Origin of the sequence: Nocardioides carbamazepini, from assembly GCF_024614185.1 — a bacterium.
GTDB lineage: Bacteria > Actinomycetota > Actinomycetes > Propionibacteriales > Nocardioidaceae > Nocardioides > Nocardioides carbamazepini.
In genome coordinates this window covers 82,356-105,709 of record NZ_JAHTLF010000016.1, presented here as the reverse complement: position 1 = coordinate 105,709, position 23,354 = coordinate 82,356, and the positions used below count along the sequence as shown (strand labels likewise).

Below are 23,354 nucleotides of genomic sequence, written 5' to 3'. Positions count from 1 at the left end.
TCATCCGAGCCAGTCGCGCACCTGGTCGAACAGACCGGTGGCGACGACGAGCAGCGGGAGCAGGGTGAGCAGGGCGACCGACTCGAGGACGTCGCCGAGTCGGCCGCGTCGTACCGACGGGGCGGTCGGGCTGAGGGTCGCGACGAGGAGCACCGCGCCCACGACGGCCAGGACGACCGCCAGCGTCGGGCGCCAGTCCGGGTGGAAGGCGAGCACCGCGACCGCCGTCGCGGCGATGCCGGCGACGCCGGAGGCGAGGCCGAGGAGGACCTCGCTGCCGGTGCGGTACTGCCGGGTCCGGAGCACGACGATCAGGCAGGCGTCGACGGCGAGCAGGGTGCCGGTGACGCCGAGGCTGACGGCGAGCGGGGCGACGAGGACGAGGAGCAGGCCGACGGTGCCGCTGATCGCGAGCAGGATCTCGTGGGCGACCCGGGCGTCCGCGGCGACCCGGGCGCGCTCGATGTCGTCGGGGTCGGCGGTGATGTCGGCGGGCGAGAACAGCTGGTCGACGCGGGTGGTCGTGGCGCCCAGGGCGAGCCACGGGAAGACGCTGCCGGCGAGGACGACGAGCACCAGCACGGTCGTCAGCAGGGGGGCGGGGGCGAAGCCGTCGGGCGAGGATCGGACGTAGATGCCGACGCCGAGCCCGAGGGCGCCGACGACGATCGGCGGGAACGCCAGCGTCCGGCCGGGACCGAGCCCGATCAGGCAGACCACACCCGCCACCAGCGCGCCCGCGCCGGCGGCGGCGAGCGGGTCGGCGAACCAGGTGTCCCCGTCGGGGGCGAACATGACGCCGGCCGCCGCGGCGTACCCGGCACCCAGCCAGGCGACGCCGACGCCGGCCTCGTGCTCGCCCTGCGCCCGGGACAGGACGATCGCCCCGGCGCACAGCGCGACGGCGACCAGGGCCGTGGCCGCGGCGGCGATGTCGGAGCCGCGCTGGACGAGCAGGGCGCCGGCACCGAGCAGGAGGAACAGGCCCGCCGCGACCAGCGCCGTACGGCGGCCGGCGGCCGGGCGCCAGGGCTCGAGGTCGTGCTCGACGACATCGGTCATCGCCTCGACGACGTCGTCGTAGACCCGAGGGGCCGGGTCGTCGACGCCGGCGGTGACGGTGAGCAGCCCACCGTCCTCGATGCCCTGCAGGGTCAGGCCGGTGTCGAGCGCGAGCCGGCGCCCCTCGGCGGTGCCGACCCGGTAGCCGCCGTGCACGGTCGCCGGGTCGAGCAGGCCGACGCTGCGGGCCAGCTCGGGCAGCAGCTCGGCGACCGGGATCGCGCCCGGAAGGACCAGGTCGACCCGCCGGGTGCCGGACGTGACCGTCACCCGGACCAGCCCGGAGGCGACGGCGGCGCTCGTCCGCGGCCCTTGTGTCATCTGCTCAACCCTTCCCGAGAGCCCGAGCTCCGGATCCTAGTGTCGGCAACGTACCCGCACAGCAGCGAAGGGACCGACCACGCGGTCGGTCCCTTCGTCGCGCGTGCGACCGGATCAGCCTGGATCAGAACCGGCCGGCGCCGCGCTTGTCGGCCTGGATGTACTCCGAGTTGGACTGGTAGGTGGTCTTCGAGACGCCGTCCAGCAGGTCGAGCAGCTCCTTCATCGCCCAGTCCCAGGCGGACTTGGCCTGGTCGTAGCTGAGGCGCTGCTCGCTGTCGGGCGCCCAGGTGCTCACGTAGGGCTGGGCGTCGCTCTCGAGCTGGTCGAGGCGGGCGTTCATGGCCTTGGCGGTCTCGTACATGTTGTGGGCCGCGGCCTCGAGGGAGGCGTGCTTGACGCGCAGGCCGTCGAGGGAGCCGAAGTCAGGTCCGGTCATGGTTCTCTCCTGGAGTTCGTGGTTTCGGGGGCGGGGACTACTGCTGGCCGAGGCGGTTGAGGAGGTTGACCATCTCCGAGCCGGCCTGCTCGTCGACGGCGACGTTGTCCTTCTCGGTCTCGGTCAGGGACGCGTGGAAGCGGTCCAGGGCCGTGGTGACGACCTTGTGCTTCTCGAGCCACGCGGTCTTGAGGTTGTCGAACGAGAGGCCGGCGGTGCCGACCCACTCCTGACGCATGCTCTCGAGCTGCCCCTCCATGGTCTGGGCCTGCTTGCCGAGGTCCTGCTTGGCGTTGATGACCAGATCGGCGACCTTCCCGAGGGCGCCCTCTGCGTGTCCGAACTCGACTGCCATGTCTGCTCCTTGGTGCTGGTTGGCGGGCGGTGAGACCCGCCCCGTGCATTTCGGTTTCCTCGATCTGGCTCCCGAGTGCTGCCAAAGAGCCGACGCGTGAGGTGCTACCCCTCGTCCGCGAGGGGCTAAACATCAACCGGTGACTTCCCACAGATAGCGGAAGAACCCGACGGCCACCACGAGGGCCCCGACGGCGAACGCGCCACAGACCGCCTCGCCGATCTCGGCCCGCCGCGACCACCACGCCGACCGCCAGCCACGACCCACCAGAACCGCCGCCAGGACGAGGATCCCGGCCAGGGCGACGGCGACCGCGGCGACCGCCCCCGGCGCGGCGACCGGAGCCCCGGCTCCCGGCGCGAGGCCCAGGATCACGACGGCCAGGGCGGCCAGCGCGACCACGCCGGCCAGGCGCAGCAACCGGCTCGCCGCGGCATGGCGGTAGCTGCGGGCGGCGAAGAGCAGGGCCGCGCCGCCGAACCCGACCAGGCAGCGGGCGCCGGTGCTGTCCAGCGGCAGGTGGGCGGTGGCGAGCAGCAGGGGGGTGGTGATGAGGACAACGACGAGGACCGCGGTCGCGGCGGCCGTCACGAGCCGGGCCCCGCGGGCCGCGACGACCTGGACGGCCTGCTCCGGCACGACGATCCGGCCGCGGCGCCCCGTGGGCCGCTCGCGGGCCGACCACGCGGTGACGGCGAGGCGCTCGAGGTCGAGGAGATACTGGTCGGGTACGTCGACCGCGAGCTCCGGCACGAACCGGGCGGCCAACACGGCGGCCAGGAAGAGCACCGCCCACACGACCTGCGGCGCGACGCCGGTCAGGGCACCGAGACCGGCGACGGCGAACCAGCCGGACCCGACCACGATCCAGACCCGGAGCCCGTCGATCGCGGGGTCCTCGGGAGCGGCGAGCGCCCGGCCCACGCCCGCGGTGACGGCGGCGCAGAGGGCCGCGACGCCGCAGACGGTCGGCAACCGCTCCGGCAGCGGGTCCCAGGCGAGCGCGAGCCCCGCCGCGGCGGCGAACGCCGGGGCGGCGAGCGCGCGCTGGGAGCGCAGGACGCCGATCGGCAGGCTGCCGACGACGGCCGCGGCGAGGAGGACCGCCACGACCGGCCAGCGGTCCTCGGCCGGCAGGTGGGCGGCGCACCACCCGGCGACGACGGCGACGCCGACGGCGAGCGCGAACCACAGCCCCGACGCCCGGCCCGCGGCGAGCACGGTGTCGCCCGCGTCGCCCGGGCGGAACCGGCTGCGCGGCGGCGCCGGACGCGACGACGGATCCACCGCGACCACGACGGATCCCGCGACCAGGCCCACGGCACCGACGACGGCACTGGGCTGGAGCGGCTCCCCGGACCGGGTCACCAGCGGCAGCACGACCGGCAGGCCGGCCTCGGCGGAGTAGGTCCGCGAGACGTCCTCGAGCGTCGCGTCGACCGGCACGGTCAGGTCGAGCACGCCCCGCGGTCCGTGCACGCTCACCGCGGTGACCGTGCCCGGCGCCGGAGGGCGGGACGTCCCGTTCACCGTTGCAGCCTCCCGAGATCGGTGTTCGTACCGGACCGAGGTTCACGGCCCGGCTCGCAGGGTAGTCCTCTTTCCCGTGCGTTCCGAGGCTGCTTACCCTGACCCGGCCGGGTCCTATCATCGGGCGGGTCGCATGAACGGACCGCGGCACAGCGGACGACAGGGGACGACAGCGTGACGGTGGGGATCACTCCAGGCGGCGGACCGGGCATGCACCGGGGTACGCCGGGCGGTGCGCCGGGCGCCCTGCCTCCGGGCGCACCGGGCGGGCCTCCGGGCCGCCGTGTCGCACCTCCGCCCGCCGCTCCCGGCAGCCTGACCCAGCGCGGCAACCGCGGCGAGCGCCCCGACCTGCCCAGCGGCCAGCTCCAGCTGCAGCCGCCGCCGCAGCTCCAGCCGAGCGAGGGCGCCGCGGGCGTGGCGATGAACGCCATCCCGATGCTCGGCAGCCTCGGCTCGATCGTGCTCGTCGCCGGCCTCGGCGGTGCGGGCGGCAACCAGGCGCTGCGGTTCATCGCGGCCGGCATGTTCCTCTTCGCGACCCTCGGGTTCATCGTCGTCCAGATCGACCGGCAGCGGAAGCAGCGACAGCAGCAGGTCACCGGCTCGCGCACGGAGTACCTCCGCTACCTCGCCACGGTCCGCAAGGTCGCCCGTGAGGCCGCCGACCAGCAGCGCCGGGCGCTCACCTGGATGCACCCGGCGCCGACCGCCCTGCCGTCCCTCGCCGAGGACCGGACCCGGGTGTGGGAGCGGTCGTCGACGGACCCCGCCTTCCTCCAGGTGCGGTACGGCGTGTGCGCGCAGCCGCTGGCCCTCGAGCTCCTGCCGCCGGAGAGCGCGCCCATCGACGAGGTCGACCCGGCGTCGGCGTCGGCGCTGCACCGGCTGCTCGTCGTCCACCGCCTGCAGCCGGACCTGCCGGCGTCGATCGACCTGCGTGCGTTCGACCGGATCGAGGTCTGCGGCGACGAGGAGGAGGCGCGCTCCCTGGCGCGGGCGCTGCTCTGCTCGGCGGCGACCTTCCAGTCGCCGGAGAACCTGCAGGTCGCGGTCCTCGCCGACGAGACGACGCTGGCCCACTGGGACTGGGTGAAGTGGCTGCCCCATGCACACAGCCAGCACCAGAACGACGCGGTCGGGCCGGCCCGCATGGTGACGACCTCGCTCAGCGACCTCGCCACGATGCTGCCGCCGGACCTGACCGAGCGGCCCCGGTTCGGCGCCGACGAGCGGCCGGCGATCCCCCACATCATCCTGGTCACCGACGGCGCCGAGCTGCCTCCCGGCAACCACCTCGTCCCGTCCGACGGCCTGCACGGCGTCACCGTGATCGACCTGCCCGCCCGCTGGGGCGAGCTCGACAGCCCGACGGCCCTCCGCCTCGAGATCGAGGACCAGCCCGCGCGCTCGGCAGCACCGGGCCAGGCTCCGGAGACGGTGCCCCTGGTCGCCGTACGTCTGCGCACCGAGCCGGTGCGCGCCAAGGCGGACCAGTGCGGAGCCGCCAGCGCCGAGGCCCTGGCCCGGCGGCTGACGCCGCTGTACACCCCGAGCGCCGGCGCGGCGGTCGGCGAGGAGGCCGCGGCCGACCTCACCGGCCCCACCGACTTCATGGACCTGATCGGCCTCGGCGACGTCCACACCTTCGACCCCGGCACCGCCTGGCGGGCGCGACCCGCCCGCGACCGGCTGCGGGTCCCGATCGGCGTCGGCGACACGGCCGGCCCGATCCACCTCGACATCAAGGAGTCCGCCCAGCAGGGCATGGGCCCGCACGGCCTGGTGATCGGCGCGACCGGCTCGGGCAAGTCGGAGTTCCTGCGCACCCTCGTCCTCGGCCTGGCGATGACCCACTCCCCCGAGCAGCTCAACATGGTGCTGGTCGACTTCAAGGGCGGCGCGACCTTCGCCGGCATGGCCGAGATGCCCCACGTCTCGGCGGTGATCACCAACCTGGCCCAGGAGCTGACGCTCGTCGACCGCATGCAGGACGCCCTGTCGGGCGAGATGGTGCGCCGGCAGGAGCTGCTGCGCGAGGCCGGCAACTTCGCGTCGATCCGCGACTACGAGAAGGCCCGTACGTCGGGCGATCCGGCCGCCGCCGCGCTGACGCCGCTGCCCTCGCTCTTCCTCGTGGTCGACGAGTTCTCGGAGATGCTGTCGGCCAAGCCGGAGTTCATCGACCTCTTCGTCGCGATCGGCCGGCTCGGTCGCTCGCTCGGACTGCACCTGCTGCTGGCCTCACAGCGCCTGGAGGAGGGCCGGCTGCGCGGCCTCGAGTCGCACCTGTCGTACCGGATCGGACTGCGCACGTTCAGCGCCCAGGAGTCGCGGGCCGTGCTCGGCGTGCCGGACGCCTACGAGCTGCCGGCGGTGCCGGGCCTCGGCTACCTCAAGCCCGATCCGACGACGATGACGCGGTTCAAGGCGGCGTACGTGTCCGGGCCGCCGGAGACCAGCCGGCGCCGGGTCGTGCGCGACAGCGGCGGCAAGGTGCGCGGCATCCTGCCGTTCACGATCTCCGAGGTGCAGACCTTCGACGAGCCGGAGCAGGAGGACCCGGATGTCTCCGCGACGCCGTCAGCCGTCGAGGGCACCGCGTCGCTGCTGGACATCGCGGTCGCCCGGATGGACGGGCGCGGCCAGGCCGCGCACCAGGTGTGGCTGCCGCCGTTGGACCGGCCGGACACCCTGGACCAGCTGATGCCGGACCTCGCGCCGCACCCGGAGCTCGGCCTGGTCTCGCTGCAGTGGCGCGGCGTCGGTGGCCTGACGGTGCCGCTCGGCACCGTGGACCGGCCGCGCGAGCAGCGACGCGACACGCTCACGATCAGCCTGAGCGGCGCGGCCGGCCACGTCGCTGTCGTCGGCGGTCCGCGCAGCGGCAAGAGCACGCTGCTGCGCACGATCGTGACCAGCCTGTCGCTGACCACGACCCCGCTGGAGTCGCAGTTCTACGTCCTCGACTTCGGTGGCGGCACGTTCGCGCCGCTGGTCGCGCTGCCCCACGTCGCCGGCGTCGGCTCGCGCTCCGAGCCGGAGGTCGTGCGCCGGATCGTCGCCGAGGTCAAGGGCATCGTCGACCGCCGTGAGCGCTACTTCCGCAGCCAGGGCATCGACTCGATCGAGACCTATCGCAGCCGCCGCGCCCAGGGCCGCGCGGACGACGGGTACGGCGACGTCTTCCTGGTCATCGACGGCTGGGGCACGCTGCGCTCCGACTTCGACGACCTCGAGCTGGAGATCCAGCAGCTGGCCGGGCGCGGCCTGACCTTCGGCCTCCACATCGTCACCGCGTCGACCCGCTGGCCCGACTTCCGCGCGGCCATGCGCGACCTGCTCGGCACCCGCCTCGAGCTGCGGCTCGGCGACCCGATCGACTCCGAGATCGACCGCAAGGTGGCGGCGCTGGTGCCGGGCAACCGGCCCGGCCGCGGCCTGGTGCCCGGCAAGCTCCACTTCCTCGGCGCGCTCCCCCGCACCGACGGCGACGGGGTGGCCGAGACCCTCGGCGACGGCGTGGACGCCCTGATCGCCGCGGTCACCGCAGCCTGGCGCGGACCGGCCGGACCGAAGCTGCGTCTGCTGCCCGACCGGATCACCCTCGACGAGGTGCGCGCGCAGTCGGGCACCGACAACGGCCGGGCGCAGCGGCAGGTGCTCCTGGCCGTCAACGAGAAGGAGCTGGCCCCGGTCGCGCTCGACGTCGACGCCGAGCCGCACCTGCTGCTCTTCGGGGACGGCAAGTCGGGCAAGACCAACCTGCTGCGCACCTACTGCCAGGAGATCATGCGCACGCGGACCCCGGCCGAGGCCCAGATCGTCCTCGTCGACTACCGTCGCTCGCTGCTGGGCGAGGTCCCCGAGGAGTACCTCCTCAACTACCTCACCTCCGCGACCCAGGCACAGCCCGCGCTCAACGACCTGGCGACGTACCTCCAGAACCGGATCCCGGGACCGGACGTCACGCCCGAGCAGCTGCGCAACCGGTCGTGGTGGACCGGGGCCGAGGTGTTCGTCGTGGTCGACGACTACGACCTCGTCGCGACCCAGCAGAGCTCGCCGGTCGCCCTCCTGCAGCCGTTGATGGCCCAGGCCCGCGACGTCGGTCTGCACATCGCGGTCGCCCGCCGCTCCGGCGGTGCGTCGCGGGCGCTCTACGAGCCGGTCATCCAGACCATGCGGGACCTGGCCATGCCGGGCATCCTGCTGGCGGGCAGTCGTGACGAGGGCGCGCTGATCGGCAACCTCCGGCCGGGTCCGGCCCAGCCGGGTCGCGGCAAGATGCTCACCCGCGACCGCGGCGCGGAGGTCGTCCAGCTGGCCTGGACCGATCCGTCACTGTGAGCGCATGGCGGCTGCAGGAATCGCCTCCTCAGTGGCGAAACTGGCGCTTACTGACCGTTGCAACGGTCAGTAGGCGCGGGAATCGCCACTTAAGAGGTGATTCCTGCACCAGGTGACGCCACGGCCTCCGGCCGCGGGGCGGCGATGAGTGCGGCGATCGCGGTGGTGACCGGCACGGCGAGGACCAGCCCGATCGAGGTGACCAGCGTGCGGATGACCTCCTCGGCGAGCTGCTCGGTCGAGATCAGGTCGATCAGCGGGCGGTCGTAGACGCGCAGCAGCATCAACAGGATCAGCGCCGTACCGACGTACGCGAAGACGATGGTGTAGATCGTCGAGGCGATGTGGTCGCGGCCGATCCGCATGGCGCTGGTGAAGACGGCCGTGCGCGAGGCGTGCGGCGTGGCGGCGCGCAGCTCCCAGACGGCCGAGGCCTGCGTGATGGTGACGTCGTTGAGCACGCCGAGCCCCGCGATGACGAGGGCGCAGCCGAGCAGCGCCTGGAAGTCGAGGGCGCCGAAGGAGGCCAGGATCGCGCCCGTCTCGTCGCTGATGCCGGTGAGCCGGGCGTCGCCGATGGCGACCACGCCGATGCCGGCGGTGAGCACGATGCCGAGCAGTGTCCCGGCGAGGGCGGTGCTCGTGCGCAGTGAGAAGCCGTGTGTCGTGTAGAGGACGACGAACATGATCGCGGATGCGCTGGTCAGCGCGACACCGACGCCGGAGGCGCCGTCGAGCAGCGCCGGCAGCATCCACCACCACACGACGGCGCCGCCGAACGCGAGACCGACCAGGCCAAGCAGTCCGCGCCACCGCGCGACCGCGAGCACGACCGCGACGAAGAGCACGCCCAGCCAGACCAGGGTCCCGTAGCGCTCGGTGGCGAAATAGGAGTACGTCGCACCCTGGTCGGGCGCCTCCTCGGGCGCCGGCGTGCGGAGCAGCTCGACACGGTCGCCCTTCGCGAGCCCGGACTCGACGACCTCCGGGGGTACGTCGAGACGGATCGGCTCGTCCTCGCCGTCGACCAGCACGGTGACGGTGCTGCAGCCGGACCCGTCGGGCAGCCCGGTCCGGCCCGAGCAGCGCTCGGCCACGGCGACCACGTCGGCGGACGGGAAGGTCACGCCGGGGGCGGCGAACTGGGCCGCGGCACCGCCGCTCTCGGCGCGGCGGGCGGCCGCGTCACCGGGCGGCCACCAGATCGCGATCCCGGCCAGCGTGCCGATCAGGGCGAGGGCGAGGGTGGACAGCAGGACGGTCCGGGCCGTCGTACCGACCTGGATCTGGTCCTCCGGGTCGCGGTCCGCCCGATGGGAGTGGCCGTGGCCGTGTCCGTGTCCCCGGCCGCGATGGCTGTTCACGCGGACACCCTGCCACGACCGGCCCCGATATGAGAATCGTTGTCAACTAGGCTGGGGACGTGAGCCCGCACGTGCCCGTGACCGCCCTGACCGGGCACCTCGGCGCGGGCAAGACCACCCTGCTCAACCGGCTGCTGCGCCAGCCCGGCGCGCGGATCGGCGTGATCGTCAACGACTTCGGCGCGATCAACGTCGACGTCGGCCTGGTCACCGGACAGGTCGACGAGCCGGTGTCGATCGCGGGCGGCTGCCTGTGCTGTCTCGAGGACGTGTCGGGCCTGGACGCCGCGCTGGAGAAGCTCGCGAACCCCCGGCTCGCACTCGACGCCATCGTGGTCGAGGCGAGCGGGCTCGCCGAGCCGGGCGCGCTGGCGCAGATGATCCAGGGCAGCGCGGCGCCACGGGTGCGACCCGGCGGGGTGGTCGACGTGATCGACGCGGTGGAGTACTTCACCACGGTCGACGACGGCGGCATGCCGCCCGCCCGGTTCTCGGTAGCCACGCTCGTGGTGGTCAACAAGGTGGATCTGCTCCCCGCGGCGACCCGCGAGGACACGCTCACGGCGATCGAGGGCCGGGTCCGCGAGGTGAACCCGGCCGCGCACGTCGTCCGCACCTCGCGCGGCCGGGTCGATCCCGCCCTGATCCATGACGTCGCGCTGACCGAGGACCCGCCGGACCAGCTCCCCCTCGCCGCGCTGCTGCGCGCCGAGCGCGCCGCGACCGACGACGAGCACGGCCCGCACGCGGCGTCCGCCTCCGTCCGCACCGACGACGCCGTGTCACCCGGCCGCGTGGCGGACGTGCTGCTCGCGCCGCCCACCGGCGCCTACCGGATGAAGGGGACGGTCGCGGTCGACACCGCCCGCGGCCGCCGGGGGTACGTCGTCAACGTGGTCGGCGGCCAGGTCCATGTCGCCGGCCTCCGCCCGGCACCCGCCGGCAGCGAGCTGGTCGCGATCGGCATCGGACTGGACGCCGCCTCGGCCGCGCGCCGGCTGCGGGCGGCCCTCGCTCCCGCGACCGAGCCCGATCCCGACGGGCTGCGGATCCTGGAGCGGCTCCGGCGCCTCACCAGCTCGACGTCGTGATCCCGGGCAGCTCACCGCGGTGGGCCAGGGCCCGGAACCGGATCCGCGAGAGCCCGGCCTTGCGCAGGTAGCCGCGCGGACGGCCGTCGACCTGGTCGCGGTTGCGGAGCCGCACGGGCGAGGCGTCCCGCGGCAGCCGGGCGAGCGCCCGGACCGCCTCGGCCAGCTCGGCCGAGCCCGGCGCGGCGCGGCGGACCCGCTCCTTGAGCAGGGCCCGCCGGTCGGCGTACCTCGCGACGGTGGCCCGGCGCCGCGCCTCGGCGGCGATCTTCGCCTGCGAGGCCATCAGCGCTCCTCGCGGAACTCGACGTGGCGGCGCAGCACGGGGTCGTACTTGCGCAGCCGCAGCCGGTCGGGGTCGTTGCGGCGGTTCTTGCGAGTGACGTAGGTGTAGCCGCTCCCGCCGGTGGAGCGGAGCTTCACGATCGGGCGCACGTCGGATGCCTTCCCCTTCGATCCGGCCATGTCAGAGCCTCTCTCCTCGGGCCCGGAGGTCGGCCACGACGGCCTCGATCCCCCGCTGGTCGATGGTCTTGATGCCGCGGGCGGAGACCCGCAGCGTGATGTGTCGCCCCAAGGACGGGACCCAGTAGCGCTTGCGCTGGATGTTGACGTCGAAGCGCCGTCGGGTCCGTCGGTGCGAGTGCGACACGTGGTTGCCGAACCCGGGGCTGGCCCCGGTGACCTGGCACACCTGTGACATCGCTTCCCTCCTGCTCTATGATTGAGAATGATTCTCATTCTAACCGCAAGGAGCAAGCGATGAAACAGGGCATCCACCCCGCCTACGGGCCCGTCGTCTTCCGCGACCGCGCGACGGGCGACCTGATGCTCACCCGGTCGACGCTCGTCGACGGGGTGGACGGCCGGAGGGTCGAGGTCGACGGGACGTCGTACCCGGTCGTGGACGTCGACGTGAGCGTGCACAGCCACCCGCTCTGGACCGGCCAGGGCCGGGTGCTCGACACCGAGGGTCGCGTCGAGGCGTTCGAGCGGCGGTACGGCCGGCGGGGCGGCGCGCGATGAGGGTGCCTGTCGTCCTGCTGACCGGAGTCGACCCGGACGCCATGGCCACGACGATGGTCGGCCTGCAGTTCGGCCTGCCCGACGCCGTCGCGGTGCGCCACGAGATCGACCCGGAGCGCGGCCTGCTCACCCGGACGGTCAGCGACCTGTCCGGCGTCGTCGAGACCCACGAGCTCCTGCTCGAGCATGCGTGCGTCACGTGCGCCATCCGCGAGGACATCGTGCCGACGCTCGAACGCCTCGCCCGCGACGGCCGTTGGCACAGCATCGTCGCCCACCTCCCCGTGGGCGCCGAGGCGGGGCACCTGTGCTCGGTGCTCACCTGGGACACCCGCCTGGCCCGCTTCCTGCGGGTCGCCACGGTCGTCACGGCGCTCGGCACCCGTCATCCCGTGCGCGACCTGCTCGGCGACGACCTGCTCGCCGACCGCGGGCTGCACTGCGCGGCCGACGATCGTCGTGGCGTCGGCGAGGTGCTGGCCGCGATGGTGGAGTACGCCGACGTGCTGACCTTCGACGACGGTCCCGACCCGGTCGCGCGGGGCCTGGTCGAGGCCCTGGCCCGCCCGGGCGTCCCGGTGCTCGAAGGCGGCCACGGCCTGGAGAGCCGGCAGTTGCTGGGGAGCCTGCACCAGCGCGCACACAGCGACGACTGGACCAGCCCCACCCGAGCCCACGCGCTGCCCGACATCAGGACCGAGGGCGTGTGGCGGGTCGACCTGCGGGCGCCCCGACCGTTCCACCCCGACCGGCTGCTGGAGTCGCTCGAGCTCATCGGTGGCGGAGCCCACCGCTCGCGAGGCTGCTTCTGGCTGCCGACCCGGTCCGGGCGCGCGCTGGAGTGGGACGGCGCGGGCGGCCAGCTCAGCATCGGCGACCATGCCGGCTGGGGCCGTCGCGCCGCGTTCACCCGCATCGTGCTCACCGGTGTCGGTGCGGCGCCCGCGCACCTGCGCCCGGCCTTCGAGGAGCTGCTGGTCGCCGAGGGCGAGCGCGGCACCTGGTCGGTCAGCGAGGACGGCTTCGAGCCCTGGCTGGGCCCTATCCGGCAGGTGGCGTGATGGCAGTACCCAAGCGCCGGACCTCCCGCAGCAACACCCGGCACCGCCGGGCACAGTGGAAGGCGACGGCGCCGGACCTGGTGCCGGTGACCATCGACGGCCGCACCCACCGGGTGCCCCGACGGCTGATCGGCGCGGTGATGGACGGACTGGTCGACCCCACGACGGGCAGGAGGACCAAGCGGTGAAGGTGCGCAACTCGATCCGGTCGCTGAAGCGCCAGCCGGGCGCGCAGGTGGTCCGCCGCCGCGGGCGGATCTACGTGATCAACAAGCGGAACCCTCGGATGAAGGGACGCCAGGGCTGACGGTCGGTACCTGGGGACCGGTCCCCAGGTACCGGCCGACGGCACCCGCGACCGATGTCCGGCCCGATCGGCCGACCTAGCGTCGAGAGCATGATCCGCCGCCCCGTCGCCGCCGTCCTCCTGGCCTGCTACTCCGTCGTCGTCGCCCGGCTCACCCTGGCCGACCCGTCGGCGGGCCGGTGGGCGTTCGACCTGGCCGGGGCGGCGGCGCGGCGGGCCAGCGACGGACGGCTGGACTGGAGCGAGACCGAGGTGATCGCGAACGTGGCCCTCTTCGTGCCGGCCGGCTTCCTGCTCGCGGTCCTGCTCGGCCGACCGCTCCTCGCGGCGGCGGTGACGGTGCTCGCATCAGCGTGCATCGAGCTGGCGCAGCAGCAGTTCCTCCCGACCCGGGTGCCGTCGCTGGCCGACGTGTGGCACAACGGCCTCGGCGGCCTGCTCGGCGCGATCCTCGCCGCGCCGTTCAGCCGGATCGGTCACCGGCCGGTCCACCTGGACGGGCCGACGGCCCAGCGCGCGCGGCAGTACTGAGGAGCGGTCACTCGTAGGGGCGCTTCGGCGGGTCCGTCGGCGTGATCTCGGTGGCGGTGAGGACCGGCGCGTCCTCGGCTCCGACTCCCTCGCCGGTCCCCTCGACCCAGGTTCCGACGACCTCGACCCACTCCTCGTCGCCGGGCGCGGACCCGTCGACCCCGTCGGCGCCATCGACCCGGACCCGGAAGGCCAGCGCGTCCGCGGCGCAGCAGCTGATCGAGAGCCGGGTGACGTACCAGCCGTCCTCGTCGTGGGTGACGAAGCCGCGCAGCCGTACCTGCGCACCGGCCAGCACCTCGCCGTACACCGAGGCGTAGGCGACGAACTCCGAGACCAGCAGGTCGCTGACCCGGCCCGCTGGCAGCGGCGCGACCGCGGCCCTGTCGTACTGCACGGCGCTCACGTCGTTGGACCGGCGCTCGGCGACGTACGCGCCGAGGGCGGGCGGCTGGACGACGAAGGCGATCACGACCGGGAGCAGCATGGCCCACACCGCCGACGACGCCTCGCTGTCGTCGTGGTCGCGGCTGAACACCGCGAGGAAGGCAAGCGCCACCATCGCGCCACCGCTGACGACGAGCGGCCACCTCATCCAGTCGTTGACATAGCGGGCGTACTCGTCGGTGATGCCGACCCGCAGGGCGACCGCACCGATCGCGGCGAGGACGACGGCCTGGGCGTTCCGGTTCACAGCAGCACCCACCCGACGACGGAGGCGATCACGGTGGCGACCACCAGGACGAGTGGCACGAACTGGACCGCGAAGCCGCGGCCGAACTGGCCCGCCTCCATCGCGGCGAGCTTGATGTCCATGACGGGGCCCACGACGAGGAAGACCAGCTTCGCGGTGTCGGAGAACGCCGTGAGGCTGGCCGCCACGAAGGCGTCGGCCTCGGAGCACAGCGCGACGAGGAAGGCGAAGGCGGCGAGCACGACGATGCCGGCCAGCCACTGACCGGCGACCGACTCCACGATGCTCACCGGGACGAGCACGTTGACCGCCGCCGCGACCATCCCGCCGATCACGAGGAAGCCGCCGGCGGGGAGCAGGTCGTGCCAGGCCGCACCGACGAACCGGGACCACCTCGTGTCGTTGCCATGCGCGTGGCGGACCTCGCTGATCCGGGGCAGGCGCAGCGCGGGCACCCGGCCGGCGACACCGACGTAGATCCAGCCGATCACCACGGCGACCAGCAGGGAGGCGACGAACCGGCCGACGACCATGTCGGTGCGGCCCTGGAAGGCGACCGCGGTGGAGATGATGACGGCCGGGTTGATCGCGGGCGCGGCGAGCAGGAACGTCAGCGCGACGGGTGCGGGTACGCCGCGCCGGGCCAGCCCGGAGGCCACGGGCACCGCGGCACACTCGCACGTGGGCAGGCCGATCCCGGCGATCCCCGCGACCGGCACCGCCAGCACGGGGTTCCGCGGCAGGGCCCGGGAGACGACCCGCTCGGACAGCAGCGCGGAGATCAGGCCCGAGAGCAGCACGCCCAGGACGAGGAACGGGATCGACTGGACGACGATGGCGAGGAAGACGGTGGCCCAGGTCTGGAAGGCGGCGCCCTCCAGGCGATCGCCGAGCAGCCGCTGCGCCGGCACCGCTGCCAGCAGCACACCCAGGACCAGCCACACCTGCAGGTCCGCGCCCCCGCCCCGGGACGGAGCCGGCGGGCTCGCTGTCGTCACGGCCGGACCTCGGGACGACCGAGGCCCGAGCCGGCCCGTGCCATGACGGCGAGGACGCCGTGCCGGGGCGCGGCGAGCCAGGCGAGGAGGAAGGCGGCCGCCAGCACCAGCACGATCGTGCCGCCGACGGGCAGGTCCCACGACCACGACACGTAGAGCCCCACGGTCGCGCCGAGCACGCCGACCACGGGGGCGAGGGTCATCATCACGCCGAGCCGGTCGGTCAGCAGCCGCGCCGTCGCGGCGGGCGCCACCAGCAGCGCCAGCACCAGGACGTTGCCGATCGTCTGCACCGACATCACCACGGCCAGCGTGACCAGGACGTAGAGGACCAGGTCGTGGAGGAAGACCCGCAGGCCGAGGACCCGCGCCAGCTCCCGGTCGAGCGTGACGGCGACCAGCCCGTGATGGAGCAGGAACAGCACGGTCAGGACCACGAGGCCCGTCACGGCGATCACGGCGAGGTCGCGGTCGGGCACGCCGGCGATCGAGCCGAACAGGAACTGCTGCAGCGACCCGGCGTACCCCGGCGCCCGGGAGATGATCACGACGCCCAGCGCGAACGCGGCGACGAAGAAGATCCCGATCACCGAGTCCTCCTTGAGGCGCCGCCCCTGGCTGAACACCGCGATGAGGACGGCGGTGAGGACACCCGCGATCGTCCCACCGACGATCAGGTTGCCGGACAGCACGAACGCGACGGCGAGGCCGGGGAAGACGGCATGGGCGACGGCGTCCCCGATGAACGCCATGCCGCGCAGCACGACGTAGCAGCCGACGACCCCGCACACGATCGAGGACATCATCGCCACTGCCAGCGCCTTGGGCAGGAAGCGCAGGTCGGGGTTGGTCAGGTCGTCGAGGAAGTCGAGCGGGCTCATACCGTCACTCCTGCGTCCAGCACCCGCAGGAACGGACTGTCGACACCCACGCCGAAGGTGCTCGACCACGCGTCGGGGCGGGCCCGGAGCTCGTCGGCGGTCCCGGTCGCGACCACCGTCTGGTTGAGCAGGACGACACGGCGGCAGGCGAACAGCGCGGAGGCGATGTCGTGCGTGGTCATCAGGACCGCACGTGCCTCCCCCTCCGCTCCGTCCACGAGCGCGGTGAACATCGCGAGCAGCGACTCCTGGGTCGGCAGGTCCAGGCCGGTGAACGGCTCGTCGAGCAGCAGCACCGACGGGTCCAGCGCGAGCGCCCGCGCCACCAGCACCCGCTGCCGCTGGCCGCCGGACAGCTCGCCGACCGGACGGCGGCGCAGGTCGGTCATCGCGACCAGGCGCAGCGCCCGGTCCACCGCCCTCCAGTCCGCGACCCCGGGCCCGCGACCGGGACGCAGGCCCCCCGACCGACCGGTGAGCACCACCTGCTCGACCGAGATCGGGAAGTCCCAGGCGAACTCGTGGCGCTGGGGGACGTAGCCGATCTCGCCGCGCCGGCGGCGTACCGGTCGGCCGTCGATGCGCACCTCTCCGGCACGCACCCGGGTCAGGCCGAGGATGCCGCGCAGCAAGGTGGTCTTGCCGGCCCCGTTGGGGCCGATCAGGCCGACGAGCTCACCGGGGCGGAGGTCGAGGTCGACTCCGCGCAGCACCGGCCGGCCGCCGAGGTCGACGTCCAGGCCACGCACCTGCAGGCCGGTCGTCATCGGCCGCTCCCGTCGTCGGCCAGTGCCCGGGCCCGGGTACGACGCCCGCGCGTGACCACCGCCAGCAGCACGCCGACGAGGACGACCGCTCCGGCGCCGACGCCCCACGGCCAGACCGGCGTACCGCCTTCCTCGGCCGCCTCCGTATCGGCAGCGGAGGGCGCCACGCCACTCGTGCCCGGTGCGCTCGCCTCGGCGCGGCGGGCCTGCTCCGGATCGGTGGCGTCGCCGACCGCCAGCCGGAGCGTGCCGGTCGTGGTCTGCTCGGTGCCGTCGACGAGCGTCGCGGTGGCCGCGATCGACACGAGGTGGACACCCGGCTCGCTGAACACCCAGTTGGCGTGGGTGTGGGTGTTGACGTCGACCCACAGGTCCTGGTCAGCGACGTCACGCCCGTCGAGCTCACGCGAGTCCCAGAGCACGTCCGGCTCGCCGAAGCCGCCGTCCTGCAGGTAGACGACCAGGTGGCCGGGACCGTCGACCCCCTTCAGCGTCAGAGTGACGCCGCGGTCGACGGTCTCCAGCACCGAGGGGTCCTGCGTGTTCCAGCCGAGCCACACCACCTCGGGGTTCTGCGTCTGGGGTACGACGTGCACGCCGGTGCCGGGATCGACACCGAGGAAGGCGTACGCCGGGTCGTCGGGCACCTGCTGCATGCCGGTGTCGCGCACCCGGATCACCGCGTGCTCGAGCGGGCGCCAGACCGAGCCCTCGAGCCGGGTGTCGTCATGGACCATCAGCGTCCACGCGCCGTCCACGTCGCGCGGGCCCAGGTCGACGTGGCCGGCCTCCAGGACGACGTCGTCGGTGGCGACCTCCTGGTCGGGGTCGATGGTCTGCTGGAGGGCGCCGTCGTCCGGCGGGACCGTCGGGGTCGGGTCGTCGGGCGCGGCCACCGCGGCCGGCACGAGCAGGGTGGACAGTGCCAGCACGAGGGCGGGCAGTCTCACGAGAGACACGATCGGATCTCCTCCGCGTTGAAGCGCATCATCTGGACGTAGTCGGTCACCCGGTCGTCGAAGGCGTCGCCGTAGATGGCACAGACGTCGATGCCCTCCTCGTCGGCGACCTGGGTGAGCACGGACGACCGGGCGCGCAGGTTCGGCTCGAGGAAGACCGCGGGCACCCCGAGGGTGCGGATCGTCCCGACCAGCTTGCGGCGGTCGGCCAGCGACGGCTCGGTGGCCGGGTTGGGGGTGACGAAGCCGGCGACCTGGAGGCCGTAGGCATGGGCGAGATAGCCGAACGCGTCGTGGGTCGTCACCAGGTAGCGGCGGCGCTCCGGCACCTCGGCGATCGTGTCCCGGACGTACGCGTCGAGCTGCTCCAGCTCCGCGAGGTAGGCATCGGCCCGCTCCCGGTAGGCCAGCGCGCGCTCGGGGTCCGCGTCGATCAGGGTGTCGCGGATCAGCTCGGCGTAGGCCATCACGTTGCCGACGTCCTGCCACAGGTGCGGGTCGATCTCGCCGTGAATGTGCTTGCCGAGCACGGCCTGCGGGAGCTGGTAGACAGGCGTGCCCGGCCGGCCGAGGAAGCCGAGCCGATCGTCGCCGGGGATCTCGACCAGTGCCTTCGCGGGCACGTCGACGACGACCTCCGCCGGGTCGAGCTCCTCCTGGCTGTGCTCACCGCCGCCCTCGGCGTCGTAGCGGAGGTCGAGATCGCCCCCGTCAAGGTCGACGGTCACATCGGCGTGGCCCCGGTCCAGCGCCCTGCCGTCGCCGGCGTCCTCGGGCGGGACACCGACCGCGAAGGTCACGGTCGTCGCCCCGATCGGCATCGACTTCGCGCCGCTGTCCACCTGCAGCCGCGCCGCGAAGTCGACCGTGTAGACCCCCGGCTCCGAGAACGACCACGACATGTGGGTGTGCGCGTCCGCGGGCAGCACGGCGGTGTCGTCGCGGTAGCCGTCCGCTGCGTCGAAGCCGTCGCCCGAGTCGAAGTAGACCTCGGGATCGCCGAAGGAGCCGGTGATGTAGCCGACCACTCGGCCGGGACCGGTCATCGCGGTGGCGGAGAGGAGCACGTCGGAGGCGCGCGTGGCGCCGTACTGCTCGCCACGGCCGTGGACCCGCAGTCCCAGCCAGATGGTGTCGAGGTTGACCTTCTCGACGAGCGGGATGATCTCGGCGGCGTACTTCACCGCGTCCTCGGCGAGCGAGACGTTGATGGCGTCGTCGGGCAGGTTGGCGTCGAGCACCTTGATCACGCTGTGCTCCTCCAGCAGCAGGTAGTTGCTGAAGGCGGCGTCGGCGTAGACCACGTCACGTGCGCGGCGCAGGCTCGGCTCGTAGCTGTGCGGGTCCGCACCGTCCGGCACGAGGGAGACCACGTTCACGTCCTCGCCACCGACGTTGCGGACGAGGTCGGCGATCAGCCCGGTGGTGGTGACCACCTGGAGCCGGCCGTCGTTCGCCGAGAGCGTGGGTGGCGCGGCGCAGGCCGTCAGGAGGACGACGAGCGCCGCGCCACCCGCGACCCGCCTACGCATGGGCGAAGCGACGGATCGCCCGGCGGCGTACGCCGAGCACGGCCGCGCCGGTCACCACCAGCGTGACGCCGAGAGGCAGCAGCAGGGTGAGGCTGTCGTCGGCGCCCGTCGCCGGGATGACGCAGTCATCCGCGGGCGCGGCGGCCGGAAGCGGAGCCTGGGGCACCGCCAGGGGCACGGTCAGGCCGACGCTGCGGCCTCCGCCGCCAGACCCGCCGCCAGACCCGCCGCCGACCACGAAGGTCAGCGTCGCCTGGTCGGAGACGGCCGTGCCGTCGGTCAGCGTTGCCGACTGGGTGATGGTCACCTGGTAGGTGCCGGGTGCGGTGAAGGCCCAGTTGCCATGGGCGTGCACGTTGAGCGGCACGTCGAACGCCTGCGGGAAGCCGCTCACGTTGCCGAACATCTTCTGCCCGACGCCGCCGAACGAGTCGGTGAGGTAGACCGCGAGCTTGCCGGGGCCGCTCACGCCGTCGAGCCGGTAGCGCACGGGGCCGCGGACCTGCTGCCGCACGGTCTCGTGCTGGGTGTTCCAGCCCAGCCACGGCACGCCGCTCGCCTGGGTCTGGGGGATCAGCCAGATCCTGGCGCCCGGGGAGCCGAGGAAGGCGTACGCCGCTCCGGCGGGCACCTCCTGCTGCGCGGAGCCGCCGATCGCGAACCGCAGCGACTCCGGCTCCACCCAGCTCGGTGGCTGGGTCCGGTCGTCCTTGACCCGCGCCTGCATCGTCGTGCCCTCGATCACCGAGCCGAAGTCGAAGTGGCCGTCGCCCACCGTGGCCTGCGATGTCTGCGGCGTCTGTGGGGTCTGGGGGGCCGCGGCTTCGTCACCGGCGTCCGTCCTCGCCCCGGTCGACCCGCTGCCCTCGCCACCGGTGACCGGCGCGCACGCCACGGGGACGCGGGCGGGCATCGGGGTCGGCGATGCCGGTGCGGCTCCTGCGGTGGCCTCCGGGTGCTCCTCGCCCTTGCTCTTCTTGCCCTTGCCGCCCTTCTTGTCCCCGGCGCTCCCGGCCCCGGCGTCGCCCACCGGGCCCGGGGCCGGCTGGGCGCAGGGGCCGACCCGGAAGGTGAGCGTGCCGGTACTGGACGCGTCCGCGCCCGACGTCAGCCGCGCCAGGTGCGTGGTGGTGACCCGGTAGACGCCGGGCTGTGTGAAGGACCAGTTGCCATGCGCGTGGACGTTGGCCGGAACGACGGTGCTCCGGGGCCAGCCGTCCGCCATGCCGAGCACGGGGGACACCGCACCGAACGACCCGGTCTGGTAGACGAACAGCTGACCGGGGCCCTCGACCGAGTCGAGCCGCCAGGTCGTGGCGCCCTGGATGTTGCCGATGGCGCTCTCGTGCTGGGTGTTCCACCCGAGCCACGGCACGCCGCTCTCCTGGACCTGGCCGATGGTCCAGATGTCGCTGCCCGCCGTACCGAGGAAGGCGAGAGCGGGGTTGGCCGGCACCTGCCGGCGGGCCGGCTCGCCGATCTCGAACAGCATCGCGGCCGGGTCACGCCAGGTCGGCGGGCTGGTGCGGTCGTCCTTGACCCGTGAGCCGAGCCGACCGCCGGCGACCTGCACGCCGTAGTCGAAGTGGCCGTCGCTGACCCGGACCACGTCGGCCGGCAGGCCCGGGACGGCGCACGCGTCCTGCTGCTTCGCCGGTGCCACCGGCGGCGCGGGCTCCGGCGACGCCGGGGGTACGTCGGCCGGCACATCGACGGGTGGCACCTCGACGGGCGCGGGCTCGACCGGCTGCGGCTCGGTCGGGGCCGGCCCGGCCGGCTCCTCCGCGGCGGCTCGGACATCGAGTACGTAGGTGGCCGTCGCGCCGCCGAGGGCCGCGTCCACGACATACCGTCCGGGCACGCCGAAGGACCACAGCGGCCGGCCCTCCCTGCCGGGCGGGAGCGCGAGGACGTCGGGCCGGTCGTCGCCGGTGTCGATCAGGTCGACGCGTACTCCGTCGGGTTCGACATCCTGGACGAGCACCCGGCCCGGTCCGGTGACCGTCAGGTCGACGTCGAGGGTCGCCTCCGGCTCCGCTGTCGGAGCACGGCGCGTGCTCCAGCCCAGCGGCACTCCCTCGCCGAACGCCGCCTCGTCGACCTCGACGACCACGCGAGCGGGCTCGTAGGCCTGCCCGGCCTGGACCAGCCCGAGCCGCGCCGTGCCGTCCAGCGCCGAGGCCACGTCCAGCACCGTGACCGGCCCGTCGACGGTACGCAGCACCGTCGGGCCGGCCCCGACCGCGGCCGGGTCGGCGTGGACCGGAGCCCCGGGGAACCCGCCCATGACGAGCAGGAGGAGGGCGGCGCCGGTCGCGAACAGGGCGCGATGCAGCGTGGGCAGCGGGCGAAGGGTTGTCTTCATGGGGACTTTCCGAGTCTGGGTGAGGAGGGGCGGGACCGGCCCGAGACCGGCCCCGCCCCGAGGCGGAGAGCCGTCAGGTCACCGGGAGGTCAGCGGCGGACCTTCACGACCTGCGTCGTGCTCGACTTCTCCGTGCCGGCGTCGCCCTTGTAGACGACCTTGATCCGGTGCTTGCCCGCCTTGAGCCGAGGCAGCCTGACCACGGTCCTGCCGTCGGCCCGCACCGTGCCGGTGGCGATCTTCTTCCCGCCGACGCGGACGACGACCTTGCCGGTCGCACCGGCGCCCGGCGACTGCGGGACGGTGACCGCGACCTCGACCTTGCCGCGCTTGCCGGGCGTGAGCCGCTTCGGCTTGACCTTCACCTCGACCTGGCTGACCGCCTTGCCCGCGGCGGGCGGCTGCGTCGGGGTGGGTGCGGCGCCGGACGCGAGGCTCACCACGACGGGCGCCGACTCGGCGATGACCGCGTGGTCGTGGTCGAAGATCCGGGCGACGACCTCGGCGCCCTGCAGGTCCGCGGTGATCGGCAGGTCCGCGGTGGCCTGGTTGGAGTCGGGGATGTAGGTGAAGAACTCCTCGCCCGGCTTGCGGACGTACCAGTGGAAGTGGTCCTCACCGGTCTCCGGGCTCTGGCTCGAGGTGAAGTGCGCGGTCTCCCCCACGGCGTACGACGCCTTGTCGGCCCGAGCGGTGAGCGTGGTCACCTGCGGCAGCTGCGACACGTGCAGGGTCAGCGGCTCGGAGGACGCGACCACGTTGTGGGCGTGGTCGTAGAGATTGGCGTAGACCTGCGCGCCGTCCCAGACCAGGGACGTCGGCAGCTTGAGCTCGGCCGTGCTGGACGCGCTGCTGATCGCGTAGTCCGGTCCGCCGGGACGCTTGATGAACCAGTGGTAGTGGTCGAGGTCGGTCGCGGCGGTCGGCGCCGCCGTGAGCGTGATGCCCTGTCCGTAGAGATACGTCGCGCCGGGCTTGTTGGGCGTGACCTCGACGCCGAGGTCCGCGGGCGCCGGGTCGCCGACGCGGATGTGGTAGCTGGCAGTCGGACCGCTGAGTGTGCCGCCAGCGGTCGTCGTGGCCCGCGGCGTGACGTCGAAGGTGTAGTCGCCCTTCTCGGAGAAGGTCCAGTTCGTGTGGACGTGCGCGCTGCGGGTGATCGGGATGACGTCGGGACCACCGTCGGTGCTGTCGACATAGTGCTTCTCGACTCCGCCGAAGGAGTTGTTCATGAAGCTGTGCACCGCGCCGGGACCGTCGACCTCGACGTCGAGCTGGACGGCGTTCTCCGCGGTCGGCAGCTCGGTGCCCGACGGGAGCGTGGACATCAGCCGCTCGGTACTCCAGCCCGGCCACGGCAGTTGCGGGTTCTGGGTCTGCGGCAGCATGTAGACGGTGTCGCCGGGTGCGCCCAGGAACGCGTACTGCCCCGCGTTCGGCACCCCCGGGCCGGGCACCTGGATGGCGGCGGTCTGGTCGTCGATCGCGATGGTCACATCCGCGGCATCGCGGAACGTGGCACCGGCGTCGTACAGGCCGGTGTCGTCCTTCACCTGCAGTCTCAGGCCGGCGCTGGCCGGGTCATAGCTGACCTCGAACAGGTCGATGTGACCGCGGTCGAGGACCACGGGCCGATCGGCCGCGACCGCGGGTGCGGCCAGGCCGACGGCGACCGCGCCGCCGGCGAGTGCCAGCGCGGTCAGTGAGCTGATGGTTCTCAT

The 23,354-nt window shown here is 73.4% G+C and carries 23 protein-coding genes; 7 read left to right on the top strand and 16 right to left on the bottom strand.

The window, feature by feature from the left end:
• From eccD to KVF89_RS13245, 4 genes are all read right to left on the bottom strand, one after another.
• Positions 1-1,383 (bottom strand): type VII secretion integral membrane protein EccD, encoded by a 1,383-nt coding sequence (gene eccD / locus KVF89_RS13260; protein WP_257426075.1) that lies wholly within the window; start codon positions 1,381-1,383, stop codon positions 1-3.
• A gap of 124 nt (positions 1,384-1,507) precedes the next feature.
• Positions 1,508-1,822 carry a WXG100 family type VII secretion target gene (locus tag KVF89_RS13255; protein ID WP_257426073.1) on the bottom strand — a complete coding sequence of 105 codons (315 nt, stop codon included), beginning with the start codon at positions 1,820-1,822 and terminating at the stop codon, positions 1,508-1,510.
• Positions 1,823-1,859: 37 nt separating this feature from the next.
• Complete coding sequence (locus KVF89_RS13250; protein WP_257426071.1) at positions 1,860-2,177, bottom strand: WXG100 family type VII secretion target; 318 nt, start codon at positions 2,175-2,177, stop codon at positions 1,860-1,862.
• A 132-nt stretch (positions 2,178-2,309) separates the two neighbouring features.
• A complete protein-coding gene (locus KVF89_RS13245) occupies positions 2,310-3,707 on the bottom strand; it encodes a hypothetical protein (RefSeq protein WP_257426069.1) in 1,398 nt (465 codons plus the stop codon).
• A 210-nt stretch (positions 3,708-3,917) separates the two neighbouring features.
• On the opposite strand from KVF89_RS13245, the gene eccCa reads away from it, so the two are divergent.
• Positions 3,918-8,057, top strand: a complete 4,140-nt coding sequence (eccCa, locus tag KVF89_RS13240; protein ID WP_257426067.1) for a type VII secretion protein EccCa — start codon at positions 3,918-3,920, stop codon at positions 8,055-8,057.
• 89 nt (positions 8,058-8,146) lie between these two features.
• On the opposite strand, the gene KVF89_RS13235 is transcribed toward eccCa, so the two are convergent.
• A complete protein-coding gene (locus tag KVF89_RS13235; RefSeq protein ID WP_257426066.1) occupies positions 8,147-9,421 on the bottom strand; it encodes a YibE/F family protein in 1,275 nt (424 codons plus the stop codon).
• 59 nt (positions 9,422-9,480) lie between these two features.
• On the opposite strand from KVF89_RS13235, the gene KVF89_RS13230 reads away from it, so the two are divergent.
• A complete protein-coding gene (locus KVF89_RS13230) occupies positions 9,481-10,512 on the top strand; it encodes a CobW family GTP-binding protein (protein WP_257426064.1) in 1,032 nt (343 codons plus the stop codon).
• On the opposite strand, the gene rpsN is transcribed toward KVF89_RS13230, so the two are convergent.
• From rpsN to rpmB, 3 genes are read right to left on the bottom strand one after another with little or no spacing between them, the layout of a single operon-like run.
• On the bottom strand, positions 10,493-10,798 hold the full coding sequence (rpsN, locus tag KVF89_RS13225; RefSeq protein WP_257426062.1) for a 30S ribosomal protein S14: 306 nt from the start codon (positions 10,796-10,798) through the stop codon (positions 10,493-10,495). The genes KVF89_RS13230 and rpsN overlap by 20 nt on opposite strands.
• Positions 10,798-10,977, bottom strand: a complete 180-nt coding sequence (gene rpmG, locus KVF89_RS13220) for a 50S ribosomal protein L33 (RefSeq protein ID WP_257426061.1) — start codon at positions 10,975-10,977, stop codon at positions 10,798-10,800. Before rpmG ends, rpsN begins: the two co-directional genes overlap by 1 nt.
• Before the next feature lies 1 nt (position 10,978).
• The gene (gene rpmB / locus KVF89_RS13215) at positions 10,979-11,215 is read right to left on the bottom strand and encodes a 50S ribosomal protein L28 (protein WP_257426059.1); all 237 of its coding nucleotides are present in this window, start codon (positions 11,213-11,215) and stop codon (positions 10,979-10,981) included.
• A gap of 59 nt (positions 11,216-11,274) precedes the next feature.
• Here rpmB and KVF89_RS13210 point away from each other — a divergent pair, with 59 nt between their 5' ends.
• The 5 genes from KVF89_RS13210 to KVF89_RS13190 all read left to right on the top strand — a co-directional run bounded on the left by KVF89_RS13210 (position 11,275) and on the right by KVF89_RS13190 (position 13,437).
• Positions 11,275-11,538, top strand: a complete 264-nt coding sequence (locus KVF89_RS13210) for a type B 50S ribosomal protein L31 (protein ID WP_257426057.1) — start codon at positions 11,275-11,277, stop codon at positions 11,536-11,538.
• Positions 11,535-12,599, top strand: a complete 1,065-nt coding sequence (locus tag KVF89_RS13205; protein WP_257426055.1) for a GTP-binding protein — start codon at positions 11,535-11,537, stop codon at positions 12,597-12,599. Before KVF89_RS13210 ends, KVF89_RS13205 begins: the two co-directional genes overlap by 4 nt.
• Entirely contained in the window at positions 12,599-12,787 is a 189-nt protein-coding gene (gene rpmF, locus KVF89_RS13200) for a 50S ribosomal protein L32 (protein WP_257426053.1), read from the top strand. Before KVF89_RS13205 ends, rpmF begins: the two co-directional genes overlap by 1 nt.
• Positions 12,784-12,906, top strand: coding sequence for a type B 50S ribosomal protein L36 (ykgO, locus tag KVF89_RS13195; RefSeq protein WP_257426051.1), 123 nt, complete (start codon positions 12,784-12,786; stop codon positions 12,904-12,906). Before rpmF ends, ykgO begins: the two co-directional genes overlap by 4 nt.
• 90 nt (positions 12,907-12,996) lie before the next feature.
• Complete coding sequence (locus tag KVF89_RS13190; RefSeq protein ID WP_257426050.1) at positions 12,997-13,437, top strand: VanZ family protein; 441 nt, start codon at positions 12,997-12,999, stop codon at positions 13,435-13,437.
• 7 nt (positions 13,438-13,444) lie between these two features.
• On the opposite strand, the gene KVF89_RS13185 is transcribed toward KVF89_RS13190, so the two are convergent.
• The 8 genes from KVF89_RS13185 to KVF89_RS13150 form a co-directional block, all read right to left on the bottom strand.
• A complete protein-coding gene (locus tag KVF89_RS13185; protein WP_257426048.1) occupies positions 13,445-14,131 on the bottom strand; it encodes a TIGR03943 family putative permease subunit in 687 nt (228 codons plus the stop codon).
• A complete protein-coding gene (locus KVF89_RS13180) occupies positions 14,128-15,129 on the bottom strand; it encodes a permease (RefSeq protein WP_257426045.1) in 1,002 nt (333 codons plus the stop codon). The genes KVF89_RS13185 and KVF89_RS13180 overlap by 4 nt, the downstream gene beginning before the upstream one ends.
• Positions 15,126-16,010: an anchored repeat-type ABC transporter permease subunit gene (locus KVF89_RS13175; RefSeq protein WP_257426044.1), complete on the bottom strand. Its 885-nt coding sequence runs from the start codon at positions 16,008-16,010 to the stop codon at positions 15,126-15,128. The genes KVF89_RS13180 and KVF89_RS13175 overlap by 4 nt, the downstream gene beginning before the upstream one ends.
• The gene (locus tag KVF89_RS13170; protein ID WP_257426042.1) at positions 16,007-16,777 is read right to left on the bottom strand and encodes an anchored repeat-type ABC transporter ATP-binding subunit; all 771 of its coding nucleotides are present in this window, start codon (positions 16,775-16,777) and stop codon (positions 16,007-16,009) included. The genes KVF89_RS13175 and KVF89_RS13170 overlap by 4 nt, the downstream gene beginning before the upstream one ends.
• Positions 16,774-17,736, bottom strand: a complete 963-nt coding sequence (locus tag KVF89_RS13165; protein WP_257426040.1) for a choice-of-anchor M domain-containing protein — start codon at positions 17,734-17,736, stop codon at positions 16,774-16,776. The genes KVF89_RS13170 and KVF89_RS13165 overlap by 4 nt, the downstream gene beginning before the upstream one ends.
• Positions 17,724-19,268: an anchored repeat ABC transporter, substrate-binding protein gene (locus KVF89_RS13160; RefSeq protein WP_257426038.1), complete on the bottom strand. Its 1,545-nt coding sequence runs from the start codon at positions 19,266-19,268 to the stop codon at positions 17,724-17,726. The genes KVF89_RS13165 and KVF89_RS13160 overlap by 13 nt, the downstream gene beginning before the upstream one ends.
• Positions 19,261-21,633: a TIGR03773 family transporter-associated surface protein gene (locus KVF89_RS13155; protein ID WP_257426037.1), complete on the bottom strand. Its 2,373-nt coding sequence runs from the start codon at positions 21,631-21,633 to the stop codon at positions 19,261-19,263. Before KVF89_RS13155 ends, KVF89_RS13160 begins: the two co-directional genes overlap by 8 nt.
• Before the next feature lie 89 nt (positions 21,634-21,722).
• On the bottom strand, positions 21,723-23,354 hold the full coding sequence (locus tag KVF89_RS13150) for a choice-of-anchor M domain-containing protein (protein ID WP_257426035.1): 1,632 nt from the start codon (positions 23,352-23,354) through the stop codon (positions 21,723-21,725).

What these genes read in the sequence shown, in the direction of transcription:
- eccD (WP_257426075.1), bottom strand. Translation starts at nt 1,383, where the DNA reads ATGACACAAGGGCCGCGGACGAGCGCCGCCGTCGCCTCCGGGCTGGTC.
- KVF89_RS13255 (WP_257426073.1), bottom strand. Translation starts at nt 1,822, where the DNA reads ATGACCGGACCTGACTTCGGCTCCCTCGACGGCCTGCGCGTCAAGCAC.
- KVF89_RS13250 (WP_257426071.1), bottom strand. Translation starts at nt 2,177, where the DNA reads ATGGCAGTCGAGTTCGGACACGCAGAGGGCGCCCTCGGGAAGGTCGCC.
- eccCa (WP_257426067.1), top strand. Translation starts at nt 3,918, where the DNA reads ATGCACCGGGGTACGCCGGGCGGTGCGCCGGGCGCCCTGCCTCCGGGC.
- rpsN (WP_257426062.1), bottom strand. Translation starts at nt 10,798, where the DNA reads ATGGCCTCGCAGGCGAAGATCGCCGCCGAGGCGCGGCGCCGGGCCACC.
- rpmG (WP_257426061.1), bottom strand. Translation starts at nt 10,977, where the DNA reads ATGGCCGGATCGAAGGGGAAGGCATCCGACGTGCGCCCGATCGTGAAG.
- rpmB (WP_257426059.1), bottom strand. Translation starts at nt 11,215, where the DNA reads ATGTCACAGGTGTGCCAGGTCACCGGGGCCAGCCCCGGGTTCGGCAAC.
- KVF89_RS13210 (WP_257426057.1), top strand. Translation starts at nt 11,275, where the DNA reads ATGAAACAGGGCATCCACCCCGCCTACGGGCCCGTCGTCTTCCGCGAC.
- KVF89_RS13205 (WP_257426055.1), top strand. Translation starts at nt 11,535, where the DNA reads ATGAGGGTGCCTGTCGTCCTGCTGACCGGAGTCGACCCGGACGCCATG.
- rpmF (WP_257426053.1), top strand. Translation starts at nt 12,599, where the DNA reads ATGGCAGTACCCAAGCGCCGGACCTCCCGCAGCAACACCCGGCACCGC.
- KVF89_RS13190 (WP_257426050.1), top strand. Translation starts at nt 12,997, where the DNA reads ATGATCCGCCGCCCCGTCGCCGCCGTCCTCCTGGCCTGCTACTCCGTC.
- KVF89_RS13175 (WP_257426044.1), bottom strand. Translation starts at nt 16,010, where the DNA reads ATGAGCCCGCTCGACTTCCTCGACGACCTGACCAACCCCGACCTGCGC.
- KVF89_RS13170 (WP_257426042.1), bottom strand. Translation starts at nt 16,777, where the DNA reads ATGACGACCGGCCTGCAGGTGCGTGGCCTGGACGTCGACCTCGGCGGC.
- KVF89_RS13160 (WP_257426038.1), bottom strand. Translation starts at nt 19,268, where the DNA reads ATGCGTAGGCGGGTCGCGGGTGGCGCGGCGCTCGTCGTCCTCCTGACG.
- KVF89_RS13155 (WP_257426037.1), bottom strand. Translation starts at nt 21,633, where the DNA reads ATGAAGACAACCCTTCGCCCGCTGCCCACGCTGCATCGCGCCCTGTTC.
- KVF89_RS13150 (WP_257426035.1), bottom strand. Translation starts at nt 23,354, where the DNA reads ATGAGAACCATCAGCTCACTGACCGCGCTGGCACTCGCCGGCGGCGCG.